The organism is Exiguobacterium aurantiacum (genome assembly GCF_024362205.1).
GTDB classification, from domain to species: Bacteria; Bacillota; Bacilli; order Exiguobacteriales; family Exiguobacteriaceae; genus Exiguobacterium; species Exiguobacterium aurantiacum_B.
Genome location: NZ_CP101462.1, coordinates 875,977 through 893,072, shown reverse-complemented (window position 1 = coordinate 893,072; position 17,096 = coordinate 875,977). Strand labels below are relative to the sequence as shown.

Annotated in this window: 21 protein-coding genes; 10 read left to right on the top strand and 11 right to left on the bottom strand. The window is 50.9% G+C overall.

Annotated features, from left to right (window positions below; translation table 11 throughout):
* Positions 1-34: 34 nt before the first annotated feature.
* The 3 genes from secA to cspD all read right to left on the bottom strand — a co-directional run bounded on the left by secA (position 35) and on the right by cspD (position 3,771).
* On the bottom strand, positions 35-2,557 hold the full coding sequence (gene secA / locus NMQ00_RS04705; RefSeq protein WP_255178158.1) for a preprotein translocase subunit SecA: 2,523 nt from the start codon (positions 2,555-2,557) through the stop codon (positions 35-37).
* A 141-nt stretch (positions 2,558-2,698) separates the two neighbouring features.
* Positions 2,699-3,259, bottom strand: a complete 561-nt coding sequence (gene hpf, locus NMQ00_RS04700) for a ribosome hibernation-promoting factor, HPF/YfiA family (RefSeq protein WP_021065412.1) — start codon at positions 3,257-3,259, stop codon at positions 2,699-2,701.
* A gap of 314 nt (positions 3,260-3,573) precedes the next feature.
* The gene (gene cspD / locus NMQ00_RS04695) at positions 3,574-3,771 is read right to left on the bottom strand and encodes a cold-shock protein CspD (RefSeq protein ID WP_021065411.1); all 198 of its coding nucleotides are present in this window, start codon (positions 3,769-3,771) and stop codon (positions 3,574-3,576) included.
* A 273-nt stretch (positions 3,772-4,044) separates the two neighbouring features.
* On the opposite strand from cspD, the gene NMQ00_RS04690 reads away from it, so the two are divergent.
* The 8 genes from NMQ00_RS04690 (at position 4,045) to NMQ00_RS04655 (ending at position 9,493) form a co-directional block, all read left to right on the top strand.
* Positions 4,045-4,539: a competence protein ComK gene (locus tag NMQ00_RS04690; protein ID WP_255178157.1), complete on the top strand. Its 495-nt coding sequence runs from the start codon at positions 4,045-4,047 to the stop codon at positions 4,537-4,539.
* Between the two features lie 89 nt (positions 4,540-4,628).
* Entirely contained in the window at positions 4,629-6,293 is a 1,665-nt protein-coding gene (locus NMQ00_RS04685; protein ID WP_255178156.1) for a hypothetical protein, read from the top strand.
* Positions 6,294-6,302: 9 nt separating this feature from the next.
* Positions 6,303-6,593, top strand: coding sequence for an EscU/YscU/HrcU family type III secretion system export apparatus switch protein (locus NMQ00_RS04680; protein ID WP_255178155.1), 291 nt, complete (start codon positions 6,303-6,305; stop codon positions 6,591-6,593).
* Entirely contained in the window at positions 6,590-6,970 is a 381-nt protein-coding gene (locus tag NMQ00_RS04675; RefSeq protein WP_255178154.1) for a flagellar protein FliS, read from the top strand. The genes NMQ00_RS04680 and NMQ00_RS04675 overlap by 4 nt, the downstream gene beginning before the upstream one ends.
* Positions 6,954-7,778, top strand: coding sequence for a flagellin N-terminal helical domain-containing protein (locus NMQ00_RS04670; protein WP_255178153.1), 825 nt, complete (start codon positions 6,954-6,956; stop codon positions 7,776-7,778). Before NMQ00_RS04675 ends, NMQ00_RS04670 begins: the two co-directional genes overlap by 17 nt.
* A 22-nt stretch (positions 7,779-7,800) precedes the next feature.
* A complete protein-coding gene (locus tag NMQ00_RS04665) occupies positions 7,801-8,244 on the top strand; it encodes a YaaR family protein (RefSeq protein WP_255178152.1) in 444 nt (147 codons plus the stop codon).
* Between the two features lie 8 nt (positions 8,245-8,252).
* Positions 8,253-8,918, top strand: coding sequence for a DUF2225 domain-containing protein (locus tag NMQ00_RS04660; RefSeq protein WP_255178151.1), 666 nt, complete (start codon positions 8,253-8,255; stop codon positions 8,916-8,918).
* Positions 8,919-8,992: 74 nt separating this feature from the next.
* Positions 8,993-9,493, top strand: coding sequence for a DUF1572 family protein (locus NMQ00_RS04655; protein ID WP_255178150.1), 501 nt, complete (start codon positions 8,993-8,995; stop codon positions 9,491-9,493).
* 33 nt (positions 9,494-9,526) lie between these two features.
* On the opposite strand, the gene NMQ00_RS04650 is transcribed toward NMQ00_RS04655, so the two are convergent.
* Both NMQ00_RS04650 and NMQ00_RS04645 read right to left on the bottom strand, forming a co-directional pair.
* Positions 9,527-10,165, bottom strand: a complete 639-nt coding sequence (locus NMQ00_RS04650) for a DUF4352 domain-containing protein (protein ID WP_255178149.1) — start codon at positions 10,163-10,165, stop codon at positions 9,527-9,529.
* A gap of 152 nt (positions 10,166-10,317) precedes the next feature.
* Positions 10,318-10,500, bottom strand: coding sequence for a hypothetical protein (locus NMQ00_RS04645; RefSeq protein WP_255178148.1), 183 nt, complete (start codon positions 10,498-10,500; stop codon positions 10,318-10,320).
* A gap of 177 nt (positions 10,501-10,677) precedes the next feature.
* Here NMQ00_RS04645 and NMQ00_RS04640 point away from each other — a divergent pair, with 177 nt between their 5' ends.
* Positions 10,678-11,022, top strand: coding sequence for a DUF3021 family protein (locus NMQ00_RS04640; RefSeq protein WP_255178147.1), 345 nt, complete (start codon positions 10,678-10,680; stop codon positions 11,020-11,022).
* Between the two features lie 36 nt (positions 11,023-11,058).
* Here the strand turns inward: NMQ00_RS04640 and NMQ00_RS04635 are convergent, their stop codons facing one another.
* The 5 genes from NMQ00_RS04635 to NMQ00_RS04615 are packed head-to-tail and all read right to left on the bottom strand — an operon-like array spanning position 11,059 to position 14,143.
* Positions 11,059-11,412 carry a flagellar protein FliT gene (locus NMQ00_RS04635; RefSeq protein ID WP_255178146.1) on the bottom strand — a complete coding sequence of 118 codons (354 nt, stop codon included), beginning with the start codon at positions 11,410-11,412 and terminating at the stop codon, positions 11,059-11,061.
* Positions 11,409-11,783, bottom strand: a complete 375-nt coding sequence (gene fliS / locus NMQ00_RS04630; protein ID WP_255178145.1) for a flagellar export chaperone FliS — start codon at positions 11,781-11,783, stop codon at positions 11,409-11,411. The genes NMQ00_RS04635 and fliS overlap by 4 nt, the downstream gene beginning before the upstream one ends.
* Before the next feature lie 14 nt (positions 11,784-11,797).
* Positions 11,798-13,492, bottom strand: a complete 1,695-nt coding sequence (gene fliD / locus NMQ00_RS04625; RefSeq protein WP_255178144.1) for a flagellar filament capping protein FliD — start codon at positions 13,490-13,492, stop codon at positions 11,798-11,800.
* Positions 13,493-13,504: 12 nt separating this feature from the next.
* A complete protein-coding gene (locus NMQ00_RS04620; RefSeq protein ID WP_255178143.1) occupies positions 13,505-13,861 on the bottom strand; it encodes a flagellar protein FlaG in 357 nt (118 codons plus the stop codon).
* Between the two features lie 54 nt (positions 13,862-13,915).
* Complete coding sequence (locus NMQ00_RS04615; RefSeq protein WP_255178142.1) at positions 13,916-14,143, bottom strand: hypothetical protein; 228 nt, start codon at positions 14,141-14,143, stop codon at positions 13,916-13,918.
* Positions 14,144-14,282: 139 nt separating this feature from the next.
* Between NMQ00_RS04615 and NMQ00_RS04610 the strand changes: the two genes are divergently transcribed.
* Positions 14,283-15,134 carry an endonuclease gene (locus NMQ00_RS04610; RefSeq protein WP_255178141.1) on the top strand — a complete coding sequence of 284 codons (852 nt, stop codon included), beginning with the start codon at positions 14,283-14,285 and terminating at the stop codon, positions 15,132-15,134.
* Between the two features lie 424 nt (positions 15,135-15,558).
* Here the strand turns inward: NMQ00_RS04610 and NMQ00_RS04605 are convergent, their stop codons facing one another.
* The gene (locus tag NMQ00_RS04605) at positions 15,559-16,947 is read right to left on the bottom strand and encodes a flagellin N-terminal helical domain-containing protein (RefSeq protein WP_255178140.1); all 1,389 of its coding nucleotides are present in this window, start codon (positions 16,945-16,947) and stop codon (positions 15,559-15,561) included.
* Between the last annotated feature and the right edge of the window lie 149 nt (positions 16,948-17,096).

The following is a 17,096-nucleotide window of genomic DNA, read 5'->3' as shown; positions in this document are numbered from 1 at the left end:
AGGAAAGAGGCGAGCGGACTCGCCTCTTTCAAAATTAAGCCTGTTGTTTGCCGTGGCAGTTTTTGAACTTCTTGCCTGAACCGCACCAGCACGGGTCGTTGCGCCCGAGCCGTTGGTCTTCAGAACGACGGACCGGCTTTTTCTTCACCGGCGTGTCGTCCTTGCCAGACACCGCCACTTCCTCCTCGACGACTTTCTCGCGTCGGAGGTTGTCGCCGACTTCGGCGCGGAGCACGAAGCCGGTCACTTCTTCGGAGATGGCCGCGTTCATCGCATCGAACATGTTGATCCCTTCCGCCTGATACTCGCGGAGCGGGTCGTTCTGTCCGTAAGCGCGCAAGTGGATCCCTTGACGAAGTTGGTCCATATGGTCGATGTGTGCCATCCAGTGCGAATCGACGGCACGGAGGACGATGATCTTCTCGAACTCGTTGAAGCGTTCCGGCGGCGCGAGTTGGCGTTTCGCCTCATACTGCGCGTTCGTACGTTCAGCGAGGAGCTCGATGATCTCTTCACGCTCTTTGCCGAAGAAGTCTTTGCCTTCGACCGGTTGCTCGAGGGCAAGCGTCTGGTTGGCCCAGTGCGCGAGCTCATCGATGTTCCACTCTTCCGGTACGAGCTCGAGCGGCGTGTATTGCGCAACGCCCGTCTCGACCGTCTCTTGAATCATCGAACGGACGATGTCCGTGACCGACTCGTTCTCGAGGATGCTGGCCCGGTCTTTGTACATGACTTTCCGTTGGTCGGCCATGACGTTATCGTACCCGAGGAGCTGTTTCCGCGCATCATAGTTGTTCCCTTCGACACGTTTCTGGGCCGACTCGACCGCTTTCGAGACCATGCGGCTCTCGATCGGTTGCGTGTCGTCCATGCCGAGGCGCTCCATCATGCTCTGGAGGCTGTCCGTCCCGAAGCGGCGCATGAGCTCATCTTCAAGTGACAAGTAGAACTGGGATTTACCCGGATCCCCTTGTCGTCCGGCCCGTCCACGGAGCTGGTTATCGATCCGGCGCGACTCGTGGCGCTCGGTCCCGACGATGTATAATCCGCCGAGCTCGATGACGCCTTCGCCGAGCTTGATGTCGGTACCGCGTCCAGCCATGTTCGTCGCGATCGTGACCGAACCTTTTTGGCCGGCGTTCTCGACGATTTCGGCCTCACGGGCGTGGTTCTTCGCATTCAACACTTCATGTTTGATCTTTTTCTTCGAGAGAAGTTTGCTCAAATACTCCGACGTTTCGACGGCGACCGTCCCGACGAGGACCGGTTGTCCCGTCGCGTGGGCTGCCATGATCTCGTCGACGACGGCTTTGAACTTGCCTTCCATCGATTTGAAGATGAGATCCGAACGGTCTTCCCGAAGGATCGGTTTGTTCGTCGGGATCGTCACGACCTGCATGTTATAGATGTTACGGAACTCTTCTTCCTCCGTCTTCGCCGTCCCGGTCATCCCGGCCAGCTTCTCATACATGCGGAAGTAGTTCTGATACGTGATCGTCGCGAGCGTCATCGATTCACGTTGAATCTCGACGCCTTCTTTCGCCTCGATCGCCTGGTGCAACCCTTCCGAGTAGCGGCGTCCGTCCATGACACGACCGGTGAACTGGTCGATGATCATGACTTGGCCGTCACGGACCATATAGTCGACGTCATGATGCATGACGGCGTTGGCACGAAGGGCGAGCCCGACGTGGTGGTTGACCGAGACGTGCTCGATCGCGAACAAGTTGTCGATGCCGAAGAACTTCTCGGCGAGGTCGACCCCTTTGTCCGTCAAGAGGACCGATTTCGTCTTCACGTCGACCGTGTAGTCGTCCTCGATCTTGAGCGTCCGCACGAAAGCATCGGCCCGTGTGTAGAGCTCCGTCGATTTTTGGGCCGATCCCGAGATGATGAGCGGGGTCCGCGCCTCATCGACGAGAATCGAGTCGACTTCATCGACGATCGTGAAGTAGAGCTCGCGTTGGACACGGTCTTCTTTATAAAGGACCATGTTGTCACGCAAGTAGTCGAAACCGAGCTCGTTGTTCGTCGAGTAGGTGATGTCACAGTTGTACGCCGCCTGCTTCTCGACGCGGTCCATGTTCGACACGTTGAGACCGACCGAGAGGCCGAGCGCGAAGTAGAGCGGCTCCATGAGTTCTTTGTCACGACGGGCCAAGTATTCGTTGACCGTCACGACGTGGACGCCACGGCCTGTGAGTGCGTTCAAGTACACCGGGAGGGTCGCGACGAGTGTCTTCCCTTCCCCGGTCTTCATCTCAGCGATGTCACCGTTATGGAGCACGTAACCCCCGATGAGCTGGACGCGGTAATGGCGCATGCCGAGCACACGCTCAGACGCCTCGCGGCAGACCGCGAACGCTTCTGGCAAGATATCATCGAGCGTCTCACCCTTGTCTAGGCGCTCACGGAACTCGACCGACTTCGCCTGGAGTGCTTCGTCAGACAACGCCTTGATCGGTTCGGCGAACGACTCGACGAGGTCTGCCGCTTTTTCTGCTTTTTTCAATACTCGTTTCTGTGGAGCAAATAAATCTTTCAAAAAGTTCGCCATACGCTTTATCTCCTCTGCATTCACTGAAAAATGCATGTTTTTTCCCTAATGTACAGTTTAACCGAAGTGACCTTCGCTTTCAAGGAAAGGCAAAAGGAAACGGCCCTCCGAGTCGGAGGGCCGTGTAGTTTCAAGGTTGAATTATTCAGGTTCAATCAAGCCGTATTTGCCGTCTTTACGACGGTAGACGACGTTCGTGTTGCCCGTCTCTGCGTCTGAGAAGACGAAGAAGCTGTGACCGAGCATGTCCATCTGAAGAATCGCTTCTTCCGTGTCCATCGGTTTAAGCGTGAAACGCTTCGTCCGCACGAGTTCGAGTTCTGCCTCGTCCTCATCATAGACGACCACGTCTTCAGGACCTTCGAGTGATTTGAAGTACTCGCCGATACCGCCATCTTTGGCACGCGATTTACGGTTGAGTTTCGTTTTGTGCTTACGGATTTGACGTTCCAATTTGTCGACGACGAGGTCGATTGCCGCGTACATGTCGAGGTTGGTCTCCTCAGCACGGAGCAACAAGTTCGGCATCGGGATCGTCACTTCCACTTTTTGCTTCTCGTTGTACACTTTCAAGTTGACGTAAGCCGTCTGTGCATCCGTAGGAGTTGTGAAATACCGAGTCAATTTGTCCAGCTTTTTCTCCACATAGTCTTGGATGGCTGGTGTGACTTCAATGTTTTCGCCGCGAATGTTATAAATCATCTGAACTCCTCCTTAAAATAACCGCTTGACCCAATGATTCGTCGATGTGGACCGAATCTCCTGCTTCATTTCTGAAAAGAAAGTGGAACCAGGTGGCTCATATATAGTATACCCCGAATCCAAATCGTTTGAAAACGTTATCATCAGAAAATAATGACAATTTTGTTCCGACAGGTCCGTCTTCGACGTGAAACGGTGGTATAGAAACAAACTACCCGTTCTGCCCGTTCTTAAACGCGATTTTGTTGGGGATGGTCATTATGTGAGAAAAACAAAAAAGTCGGCCCCGTTAGGAGCCGACTCGCGGTTCGAAATTATAATTTTGTAACGTTAGCCGCTTGTGGGCCACGCTCGCCATCAACGATTTCAAACTCTACCTCTTGACCTTCGTCAAGTGATTTGTAGCCGTCAGTTTGGATTGCTGAGAAGTGTACGAATACGTCTTTGCCGCCTTCTACTTCGATGAATCCAAAACCTTTTTCTGAGTTAAACCATTTTACTTTACCTACCATGTGTAAATCCATTCCTTTCACCATTGAAGAATACAGAGGCTTTCCCTCTATCGGTAATCTTACCACCTTCTTGCAGGCGTGACAAACACTTTCTCAAATTTTTGTAAACGAATTCGCATTTGGCTTACATTGGAATTATATTTCCCTACTTTTCATATCACCTTATTGAATTTACATATTTTGTGATATATCATGGGAGGGATGATTTAGGTTTGTGTTCCATCTGATATGGCCGAGCCTGAAAATCCAATACGAAAAGGACGGTGCAGCTGTATGCGCCCCTACCATTCCGAGGAGAAATACCGTATCACGAAACGGACTGTGGCGATTTTGCCATGTCGAGACATGTCGATGCAGTCGCGAGTCATTCTCGAGGACGGATCTGAGATCACGACGCCGCTCCGGCCCTACCAACTGTTGCAACTCTCGTGCCGTCAGTACAGCAGTTCGATCGAGGAACGCATCTTCGTTGCCAAGCGCGTCGCTGGTGTCAAAGGCAAAGTACCTGTCGTCATCGAACCGACGTCCGGACTCGTTTTTTTCCCGACGAAGTCTCCGAAGCGCCCTGATTGCGAATGGTACGCTTGGTCCCACATCCGTGACATCTCGAGTGACCCGCTAGAGTCGAACGGCTCGGTCGTCACCCAGGACGGGCACCGGATCCAAACGAATGCGACCGCGTACGTCCTCCGCAACCAGCTGAAAGCGACGGGCGAACTCGTCGCTCGGTTCCAACAATTAAACCAGAGCGCAACGCTCAACTCTTGACCCTTCCGTCGAATCGACGGGAGGTTTTTTCTGTCGGTTTCGCTTCACTTTTTGAAAAAGAGGTCGATATATTGGTCGAGGTGACAACTATGCAAATCCAAGCCCCCTTGACCGTGCCCGTCGCGGTCACAGCCGGCATCCAGACGAACCGGGTCTATAAGGCCGAACTCGTCAAACAGACCGGACCCGATTCCGGCATCGTCAAAATTAACGGCGAGCACGTCGAGGTCACGTTCGAAAACGGACTCCCGAAGACGAACCCGTTCCAATTGACGCTCGCCGAACAAGACGGCCAGCTGATCGGGACGATCGTCGTCAAGCCTGAACCGGAGACGCCGGACATGCCGACCGGTCAACCGGTAAAACTCGATACGAAGATTCAAGCCTTGCTCGCGTCACTACCGCCCGAAGTGCGGAGCGCTGTCAGCCGCCTGCTCCAATCGGGACGGTTGCCCATGAACGAGGACACGGTGCGTTTGCTTGAGACCGTCTTCAAAGGCGACCTGCGCGATGCGGTACTCTGGTTGAAGACGATTGATGCGCCAACGCTCCCACGTGACGTAGCGCGCGACATCGCCGTCGCGTCATTAGATGAAGCGAGACAACTCGTGACACGTCCGGCGCCCGATGCCCCGTACCCGCAGAAAGAACGCTTCATCGAGCACGTCAACTTGTCGCGACCCGTCAGCGAGCGCATGACCCCGACACCGGAGACGGTCGACCGGCTCATCAACGAGTTGCCGGAGCCGCGTCCGACGCGAATCGAACCGCGCGAGGCGTTACCGCCCGTCCTCGGACGACCTGTGCTCGTCAAAGAAGTGACGTCACATCTCGCGAACGTGACGAACACGTTCCGAAGCGAACAAGTGACGGTCACGAAACAGCTCGGCCAAGTCGCTTCCCTCGTCGAGACGAACCCGCATCAGGCACGGCCCGCACTCGAGACGGTGTCGACCCGGCTGACGCAGCTGATCCAAAAGACGGACGCCTTATTACATACGAGCGCGACCCAAGAGAAGGCGCTCGTCGCGATGACGGCGAAGCTCGACGTCGCCCTCGGGCTGCTGTCGACTAAACCGGCCGAGAGCGCCGCGCTCATCAAAGAAGTGCGTGCCAGCTTGAACGATTTCCGCTACGTGCCGAACCATGTCCGACTCGAGTATATCCCGCACCAGGCGACTCGTGCCGGCGAGCTGCCGCGCGTCACACCGTTCAAAGTCGACCCGAACCTATCGGGCCGCGTCATCCAAGAGACGGCCCAACGCGTCCAAGCGTCGACGTTGTCCTTGAAAACCGACGCGGCGACACCTGAAGCGCAGCGGCTCGCCTCGTTCTTCCAAGTCCAACAGACGTTGAACCGGCTCGACGGCGGGCAGCTCCAACAGCTCATCCTCGCCTTGCCGGCGAAAGTCCAAGAGATTGACACCGGCATCCATGTCCATATCCAAAATCGTGAGGCCGGGGACGTCGTCGACTGGGAGAACAGCGTGCTCTATATCCGGCTCGAGACACCGCGCCTCGGCGAGATCGGCGTCAAGCTCGAGGCGATCGACCGGAATCTGCGGCTCACGCTCGAACACGATGATCCGGTCGTCGAGACGCTCGCCAAGCCGCTTCTCGGCAAGATCGAGACGACACTCGAGGCGATCGGTTACCGGAGCGTGACGACCCAGTTCCGCCCACTGACGAAGACGGATCGACCGGAGACCGAGCGTCCGACGCTCGAGACGACCGGCTATGATTTCCGCATCTAGGAGGCTGTTATGTATCAACGTATGGATTTGACGAAACGAAAGACGGCCGCCGTCGTCCGCTATGACGAGACGATCGACCGGGCCCCGGTCGTCGTCGCCCGCGGGACAGGCACCGTTGCCGATAAAATTTTAGACGAGGCGAGATCGCGCGGTGTCGCCATCGAGCACGACCACTCGCTCCTTGGCCACCTGCTCGACCTTGACCTCGGGGACGCAATCCCCCCTCAACTGTATGACGTCATGGCCGAAGTGCTATTACTGATTGAAGAACTCGATACTATCAAAGGAGACCCATCATGAATTCGAACCGACTATACGAAATGAGCCCGCAAGAGCTGACCCAAGCGATGCTCCACGCGCTCGTCTATCATTATGCAAACGCCAGGACGGCGACGATCGCCGAACGCAACCGCCACTTGCGTCAAGCACGCGAACTGCTCACGAAGCTCCATCAAGGCCTCCACGACGGCGGCGGCATCATCTCGGCGCAACTTGACGAGCTTTACCTTTATATGGCGAAATCGAGTCTCGAGGCGTTGATCGAACAAGATATGGACAAAATCGAGGAGCTCCATGGCCTCGCGACCGACCTCGACAAGACGTGGGGCGAAGCGATTGAGAATGCTCGTCTGAAACCCGTACCTGCAGGAGGAAACCGTTATGAAAATTACCAATAACGTGCAAGCTTTGAAAGCCTACACGTCTCTATCACTTAATCAGACAACGATGAAAAAGACGATGGACCGTCTCTCGAGCGGTGTTCGCATCAACAAGGCATCAGACGACGCGGCCGGGCTCGCCATCTCTGAGAAGATGCGCATGCGTCTCGACTCACTGTCGATGGCCGAACGCAACACGCTCGATGGCATCTCACTCACGCAGACACTTGAAGGCGGTATGAACGAGACGCACGCCCTCCTCCAACGAATGCGCGAGCTGTCGGTTCAAGCTTCGAACGGTACGCTCAGTGGTGATGACGCCAAGGCGATTCAAGACGAGATCACGGCGCTCACGGCTGAAGTAACCCGGATCGCCGAGACGACCGAGTTTAACTCGAAGAAAATTATGAACGGTGACTATATCGCTGGGAAAGACACCCTCTTCTTCCAACTCGGTGCTGGCAGTGGCGAAGGCGTTGTCTTAAATGTGAAGGATATGCGTGCACCGGCACTTGGAATCAATGGTATTAATGTGACGACACCGAACGGAGCCGGAAACGCCATCGCCAAGTTCGATGCGGCCATCAATACGGTCTCGCTCGAACGTTCGAAGCTCGGTGCTATCCAGAACCGGCTCGAGGCGAACGTCAGCGTCGTCACAATCGGCTCCGAGAACTTGACGGCGTCCGAATCTCGCATCCGCGACGCCGATATGGCCCGCGAAATGATGGACTTCGCTCGCCTCAACATTTTGAACCAGTCAGGCATGGCGATGATCGCCCAGTCGAACGCGTTGCCGCAAGGCGTGCTACAATTATTGAACTAAGCTAAAGAAAGGACGAGACCTAATGGATATTCGTCGCATCATGGAGACGCAGTCGCTTCACGGCACAGGGAAAGCGAAACGCCCCGATACCGAGCCTGGCGTCTCGTTCCAGAACGTCATCGGCCAAAAGCGTGATGATCGCGAGCACGAGCGCTTCCAACGCCAAATCGCGGCCATTCACGAGAAAGGCGAACTCCTCGCTGAGAGCCAGACGGTCGAGTCACTCGCTGAATATAAGCAACTCATTAAAGACTTTATGAAAGACGCCGTTGACGCGGCGCTCCGCCTCGAAGACAAGCGCGGGTTCAATCGTCGGGGTCGGGCCAAAATCTATAAGATCGTCGAGCAGGTCGACCAAAAACTGCTCGCACTGACGGACCAGGTCATCTCGGGGGAAGCGTCACGCTTGTCGCTTCTCGACCAAGTCGGTGAGATCCGTGGATTACTCGTCAACGTGTACGTATGAGGTGAACTATGGCTGAACATCTGTTTTCGAAGAAAGTAAAGTGCCCGTACTGTTTGAAAGAAAGTGTGACACCACGTATCTTGTCGCGCCACATCCGGCCGCAGGAAGTTGCGAAGGACGGCTATACGACATACGACGGTGAGAACCCATACTTGTATGAACCGGTCATCTGTAACCACTGTCACCTTGTCTTCCACGATTCGTTCGACAAGGTCCGAAAGCATAACCGTGAAGCACTCGAGACGAACTACCTCTCACGGGTCAACCCGGAGACGCTCCAAGGTGACCGCACGCCTGAGCACGTCATTCAGCTGTACAAGTTCGCCGTTTTGACGGCGCAGCTGAGCGGACAGAAACCGTCTGTCATCGCCATGCTCGGGATGCGCCTCGTCTGGATGAATCGCTTAATCGACAACGAGATGGCGGAAAAGGAATGGATGCAACGGACGCTCGATAAGTATAATGAAGTACAAGAGGCGTACACAGACCAGGTCCGAACCGGTCTCCCGTACGACCAACTTATGCTGCGGATCGCCGACTTGTCGGCTGCACTCGGCCTGTATGAGGACGCGAGGCGGTGGTACGGAATCTTGCTTGGCAGCAAGGAAGTGTCAGAGCGAATCCGGACCCAGGCCCGGTCACATTGGGAAGATTTCAGAATCGAACACGCTTAGACGGCCAGGACTTCCTGTTCGTCTTTTCTTGATTTCGGGTATGGGAGAAAGACACGACATAAGGGGGAACCAACATGTTTGAACAACGTTACATGACAGAAGTACGAAGCATCTTTCAAGAACAGAAACAGCTCGCCGAAAGCGCGCTGAATCAAGTAAGCGACGATGACTTACATCGCGTGCTGGCAGTGGACACACTTTCGCTCGCCGTCATCGTCCAACATATCTCGAACAATATATTGTCACGTTGGACCAACTTTTTGACGACGGATGGTGAGAAACCGGACCGGAACCGTGACGCCGAGTTCGAGGACCAACAGTTGTCTCGTGCAGAGCTCATGGCGACGTGGGACGAGCGCTGGCAGCTGTTAGATGATGTCTTGGCGAGCCTCACACCGGAAGACATCGGCAAGACCGTCTTCATCCGCGGCCAGGAAAAAAGCGTCATCTGGGCGATCGAGAAACAAGTGTCGCATTACAGTTATCATGTCGGCCAGATCGTCTACTTGGCGAAGGTATTCGCCGGAGAGAACTGGAACGTGCTGACGATCCCACTGCCGCATCAACGTAAATAAAGAGAAAGCGCATCACGACGATGCGCTTTCTCTTTATTTGGTGACATCGATTTTGTATTCGTACGACTCCTCGGCCAACTTCTCATAATCCGTGTTCGTTGGTCCTCCGACGATGAACCGGACTTCGGTCAATTCTTCCGGCATCGCGTCCGCCATGAACATCACGTTCCCTTCCTTCTTCACTTTTCCAAGGAAATCCCCGCCGACGTCATCAGAGAACCAAAGATTGGCATCGATCTGTTCACCCGTGTTCGTGACGAGTGTGCCTTGGTCCGGATAAAAGTGAATCGTGTCATCGACTGTGTTCTCAGCAGTGACGTTCACGACGACGAGCGTCACTTCGTCTTTTCCGTCGAACATATCCAGATAGTCTTCTGCGACGTTCAGACGCGACGTCTGAATTTTATTGACGTTGAACTGAACCGATCCCATCGTCTCATTCATCGTCAACTCGGTATTCTTCATGTGAATCGTGTTTATGCCGATTTCACTGTCATACACTTCAGCATTTTCCTCGACCACTGTTTCTGCCTGTTTTTCAGCTTTCTGTTCTTTCACATCCTCGGTTTGTTCCGTCGGTGCCGTGCTAGAGGCAAGTTCGGCTTCTTCCCCACAGCCGACAAGTAGCGCGAGTGGTAAGGCAAATAAGAATCCGTATCGTTTCATGTTCATTGAAAATCTCTCCTTTTGATGTGACGAGTGATAGTTGATACAACGAGCATAACGGATTCATCCACCTGACCTTGGCAATAAAAAGTACCAGGTCCCCACCCCGTCACAATAAAAAACAAGGCTCGCAATTGAGCCTTGTTCGGTCTTGACATTTATCCGCGAGCTTTTAAATCTTCCTCTTCATACGGATCAGGGTTATCTTCGATTGGTGCGTCGTCTTCGACGTACGCCTCGAGTTTCGGGTCCCGTTCCACGTATTCATCGTACGCTCCTTCTGGACCGTAGACGAAGTAACGACGATCTTTCGCGTTCGGTTTTACCTTTTTCTCACTCATCTCGTTTCCCTCCCCTTTCCAGAACAGAAGCAACGGGTATAGTGGTATTTACCCGATATTACAACAAAACAGACGTGTTTGCATCCACATCAACAAGGTGAAACTTTTCCACACGTCTTCTATAAAAAAAAACAGATATGTGAAAGGACGGTACATATGAGGTTAATAGGAAAAGGAATGTTTCGCGGAATCATTCTCTTTGCCATCTTTGGTCTATTGGCCCTCTATCAAATCTGGAACGGTCAACCGAATGCCGCGTACGACACGCTTATTGCTGCCGGGATGGCGTTCTTCCTCGGCCTGACGAGTGTGATTTACGAAGTGAGACGGTGGTCGTTCCCGAAACAGATTTTTATTCATTGGAGTGTCATGCATGTGACGATCCTCCCGCTCGTCTTGCTCCGGACCGATTCATGGGTTCACGCCTACATTCAATTCAACAAGAGCGGGCTGATTCTTTTTACCGTGACGTTTTTCCTGTTGAAGCTGATGCGACGACGACGACAAACGGAGACGTCATGACGCAGAAAACCTCGAGGGCGCGTGCCCTCGAGGTTTTCATGTCTGTTGGTCAAATAAGCCAGAGAAGTTCGAATCGACGTCATCGTAAGGGTCGACATACGATTTGACCGTCTTCCGTTCTTGACGCGTCGTCCCGAGTGTCATCCCGAGCCGTTGATGCTCGGCCTCGATTAAGCGGGCAATCTGTTGGCTGTCGTCGACAAGCTGACGAATCACCGTCTGGTCAGCGTCCTTCAAATCAGGACCGTGCACTGACAGCAACTGCTCGCGGTCGTCGAGCAGCTCATGGATTTGGTCCATCCACGTATCGTACGTCGGCTCCTCAGGGACTTGCGCTAGCAAGTCTTTCAGTCGTTGCGTTTTGAGGATGATCTCGTCAATCGGTCTCATCCTTGTTTTGCGAGTTTCATCGCTTCCTTCCACGTGTCGCGGAGCTCCGTCGTGAAGTCGAGAACTTCGTCGAGAATCGTCGTATCGTTTTTGACGTTCGCATCGACGAGACGGCGCCACAAATATTCGTAGAGCGAATCCAAGTTTTCCGAGATCGCGATGTCTTTATTGAGTGTCAGACGCAACTCTTGGAAGATGGCTTGCGTTTTCTGGATGTTCGTGTTTTTCAAGTCAGGATTTCCTTGCTCGAGTGCGAGCTTGGCGAGGCGCGTGAACTTGAGCGCCCCGTCATACAGCATGAGCGTCAGTTCCTGTGGATTTGCGGTTGTGACCGCGTTGTTTTGATATGCTGCATATGGGTTGGCTACCATTTAAATTCCTCCTCTTACATGCCTCCGCCTAGAAACTGTTGCAGTGATGCCGCTTGTGAATTCGCTTGGTTCATCGCCGTCTCCATCGCCGTGAAGCGACGGTAGTAGGCGTTTTCTTTATTGACGAGTAAATCATTCAAACGTTGAATCCGCGTATCGATTTGTGCCATTTCGCGGCCCATCGAATACGTCGGGGCGCCAGAACCGTCAGCTCCGGCGATACGAGTGATGGTCGAGCGTGAAGCAGCCGCCGCATCCCGGATTTGTGGAAGTAATCCACTCTCCGCATTCGTGAACAGCTGATACACTTGCTCCGGGTTCTTCTCGATGGCGGCTTTGAGTTTTTCTTCATTCAGCTCAATCTTCCCACCGTTCGTGAAGTCGGCGCCGGTCGAGAGGCCGATTTGGAACAGTTGCTTCATCGCATCGTCGTTCGTCGCAGACGAGGTGCTTGACCACTTACTGCGCATCGTATCCATCGCACTACGAACAATCGTGTCGCCACGGAGCATTCCGCTCATCGCTTTCTCTTCCCACTTCTTGATCTCGTCTTCAGACAGTTCATCACGTTGCGCTTTTGTCAGCGGCGCGAACGAGCGGAACTTGTCTTCTCGGACTTTCTTGTTCATCAAGTCAATCGTTTCATTGTATTTATCGACGAACCCTTTGATGTTGTCGAAGATTTTTTGCGTATCGGTAGCAGCGGAGAGTGTTACGGCGCCTTCTGTAGCAGTAAACGTCGATTTCAATGTGAGCGTCATATTGTCGATGGTTACCGTATTCGAAGCTCGCTCCACATCGATTCCGTTCACTTTGAACTTGGCATTCTGACCGACGGGATTCGTCGCGCCTACCGAGAACGCTGTTTTGAAACTCGTATCAAAGTCAATTGTAGCATTTGCGCCAGTTTCTTTCGTAGATAGCGAGATTTTACCAGTCGAGGATTCGAAGAATGCCGATAATCCTGTATCTTTCTCGTTCAACTTGCTCATCAGTTCTTGTACGGTCGCAGTCGCACTCAACTCAATCTTTTTGTAAGTCCCGGTCACCGATGATTTGTATTGAATTTCAAAGCCAGTACCTGAAATATACTCTGCAGAAACTCCTTGAGGAATTACTCCATCTGGATAGGTCGTTGTATTCGTAGCTGTTAATTTTCCAGTTGTCGCATCATAATTAAAATCTGCTTTGTTCAATACAGTTCCTGTAGCATCTTTAAGTGTCATTGCGGCAAAATCCAAATCTTTCGGTAACGTCATTTCAGTACGAGCCGTCTCTTGAATGACACGTTTTTGGCCGGCGACAAAACCATTCATATCTGAGAGCTTTGTCGTGCCTGTCAATGCGGCACCATTTTTATCAGTCGCACTTAAAATCGTCGTCGCTGACGTTGCGAGTTGCGTCACCGAGTCGATGCGAAGCGCACTGTTGCCGCTAGAAGGTCCTGCCGTCACACTAATTTTTGAAGAATCGGAAGAACTCGACGTCTTCGCATAGAAGTTACGGCTGAACATGAGATCGACTGCACTATTACGTAGATTCATAAGCGAGCGGTTGATCTCGCGATACGCGTCACGCTTCCATTCAGTCGTTTGTTTCTTTTGTTCGAGCTTGTCGACCGGTGCCCGTTCGACTTGCATCAATTGCTTAATGATTGTATCGGTATCAATTCCACTGGCGAGTCCGCCAAATCGGATTGGTGATGTCATAGTTAGCCTCCTTTAGACACGTTCATCAAATAAATTGTTAAACTCCATGAACGCCGCGAAGAAGTCGAGTGACTTCTTGCTTGGAATCTCGCGGATGACTTCGTTATTCGTATCCACGATTTGAATATAATAGTCGTTCAATTTCTCGTGTTTCATAAACTTCAGACCGGTACGTTGTTGGTCTAACACAACATTCGCCTTCTCGACGGCCGCCTCTAACTTGGTGACGTGTTGAGGCGTCGGAAGAATAACGATACCTTCATCGGCGAGACGAGCATGATTCGCCTCGACGAACACGTTTTTCGTTTGTTCATACGGCAATACAGAAGAAGGTAGGTGAAGCCGGACTTCAGAGATGGTCGGGTTCATAAGCTTCTGCTCCTCTTATAATTGTTCTCATGGACTTTATCGGTTCATTCACCATCAATTTGCAGTATTTTGCTGAAATGGTTCCTGCTTTTCACGTTCTAAATAGTACAGGTGAGCTTGTAGTTCCCGAAATTGGTCATTCAATTGTAATCGTCTCTTACCCACACATTGTGTTGCCTCGATCGCGATTGAACGCATCGTCCGTAAGACGTCCTCAACTTCCGTCAATCGTTTTTGTTCAATCTGAATTGTATGTAGTTGCTGCTGTAATTCGTTAATCATCTATACACCTTCTCTCAGTGTATGTATCGACTTGTCAATCAAAAAGTTGATTCGAGCTAGTCCATTATTGCAACCGGTCCACTGTTCAAAACGGGAATAAATAAATTGAAGCTACTATTTCGTAAGGGAGAGAGCATCGATGGAGTGGGAAGGGCTTTCAGAGGAGCAAATCGCCATATTGGTCGCGAGTATTTTAGGGGATGGAGAAATCACGAAATGTTATGTGTACGATCGACGTGTGAATAACAGCTACCGCGAACATTTTAGCATAGGACAATTAAGCTACCGGGAGTGGAAGCAACGAAAGCTTCCTAATTTACTGTATTTACGCGGCAACAACTTGGTATCTCGTTCGATTCCACTCATGACGAGATTGTTTCCACTATTCTATCCAAACAATACAAAACAGATTCCGTTCGAATTGCTCGAAGACATTCGTCACCCTTCATTTCTTCTCACGCTTTATCTCGATGATGGTTCCCTTCTACTTAGTAAACGGTTCAATCACAAGAAAAAAGAAATCCAATTCACACCACACATCGCCTTCTATTTACAAGCTTTCTCTAAAGAACAGTTAGAAAAACTGGTAGTTTTCTTATCCGAGCACTTTCACGTCAATGTAAGGACGTCAGGTACGCCAAGTGGGAAAGGCTATTATCTTAAAACAACTAAAGTCATCGATACATTTCACATACTTGATATGTTGAAATTTTATCTGACTGAGTTGCCAGACTTTGCGTATAAATTGGATTGGGAGACACGTCTCGCTTCAGAAATCGCTCACTACAAAATCTCACATCCTGATTATTCGGTCCGGGTATCAATCCCAGCCCGTCCATATTCAAGTGAAGAAATCGCTTTATTGATTAAATGGAAACACCAAGAAATCACTGACCGTGAGATTGCCCGGCGCTTAAATCGAACATATTGGTCAGTTGTCTACAAATGGCAAGACGTGAAAACCGTGAAGCATGAGCTCCACGGTTTTTAGTATAACTTTTAAATAGTCAATTGCTATATTAACGGAGCAATTGAAGCACAGCTTGCGGCTGTTGGTTTGCTTGCGATTCCCCATATTTTTCAATATGGACCAGACTATATCTTCACCCTTTTACAATATCGATATAAAAACAAATGTTATTGTAAAGTAGGGGCTGGGCACTTCCCTCGCCGTTTACGAGGTACGGATCTCATAACCATGGACGTTAAGTCGGTAGGTCGTTCATCCTAGTCGTTGAACCTTCATCACAGTTTCCTGACAGATGCTTGGCTGCTGATTGTCCAATCCCTTCCTTTTTTCAAAACGTTCACGCTCACCGTTTCCAGTCACGTTGTCGTAAGGAGGGCTCTAAGGAGTCCCAGCAATTCACCCAGTTGTACTCTTATCCGTTACCAGATAAGACGCCCGTCATTCCTTACCGAAGGAGTTGAAGTACTGCCTGCGGTTGGGAATTCGATTGAGCCATCATTGCTTGCGCAGCTTGGTTGAGGATGTTGTTCTTCGTAAAGCTCATCATCTCTTTCGCCATATCAACGTCACGTACACGTGATTCAGCAGCTTGGAGGTTTTCAGCTCCAACACTCAAGTTGTTAATTGTGTGCTCAAGACGGTTTTGCACAGAACCTAGTTTTGAACGTTCTCCAGAAACTGACTTGATTGCATTGTCAACGAGAGTAATAGCAGAGTTAGCACCTGACTGTGATGTCAAATCTAAACCAGCGATTCCCAAGTCTGATGAAGACATGCTTGAGATACTGATAGAGATATTTTGATCAGCATTTGCACCAATTTGAGCAGTCAATGCATTTTGAGTTACTACTACATCTCCTCGTGCTCCAGCAGCTGCAGAGGCAGAAGTGTTAGTAAGCGTTACCGAAACACCAGTAGACGCTCCACTACCTGTCAATGTAGTGCCTTTTCCACTAGCAGCAACACCGTTAATTGTACCAGCTACATCAACTCCGATATCCGAAGTGTTTGTTGTTGCATCTGTAGTCAATCCCATTGCAGCAGTAATTGCGCTTGCTTCAATTGTGATTGATTGATCAGAACCGTATTTTAATGAATTCAAATCAATACCATTAGCTGCATCACCATTTGCAGTCAAACCAACATTAGCACTGTTAAGTGCATTAATGAAGTTTGTAGCAGTCGCTTCAGCATCACCGGCAACTGCGTTAAAGTTGATGTTTTGGTTGTTAATTTTTACTGTTTGTGCGCCATTTAATGGTGCAGTAATTGCAGCGTTTGCAAACGTAGCTCCTGTTGTTAAAGCTTGTTCAGCCGCTGTAGTTGTAACAACTGCATACGTTCCAGCTGCAGCTTGCTCACTAGCCGAAGCCATCAATACGTTCGCATTAGAGCCGAAGTTTGCTTTACTACCAGACTCACCATTCAATAGCTTTTTAGTGTTAAATTCTGTCGTTGCCGAAATACGATCAACTTCAGAAGTTAATTGCGAAATTTCTTTTTGGATTTCATTTCTGTCATCCACTGTGTTCGTATCGTTTCCTGATTGAACAGCTAATTCACGCATACGTTGAAGGATTGAATGTGTTTCATTCAATGCACCTTCAGCAGTTTGAATCAATGAAATTGAGTCTTGTGAGTTACGTGTCGCTTGATCAAGACCGCGAATTTGTCCACGCATTTTTTCAGAGATTGCAAGACCTGCAGCGTCATCGCCAGCACGGTTGATGCGAAGACCTGAAGAAAGTTTCTCCATCGATTTACCAGTCTGTGTTGTGTTGAAAGACATGTTACGGTGTGCGTTCATTGCGTTCATGTTGTTATTAATAATCATTGTAATTTCCCTCCATAGGTTTGAGTTTTTCCGCTCTTCCAAATCCATTTGTCCGAGCATACAAGGTTTAGGCCGGCCCCTCACCTTGTATTAGTTGGAACGTTTTTGCGTTTCCATACTCTATATCGGAGTGTTGTTTCGAATGTTTA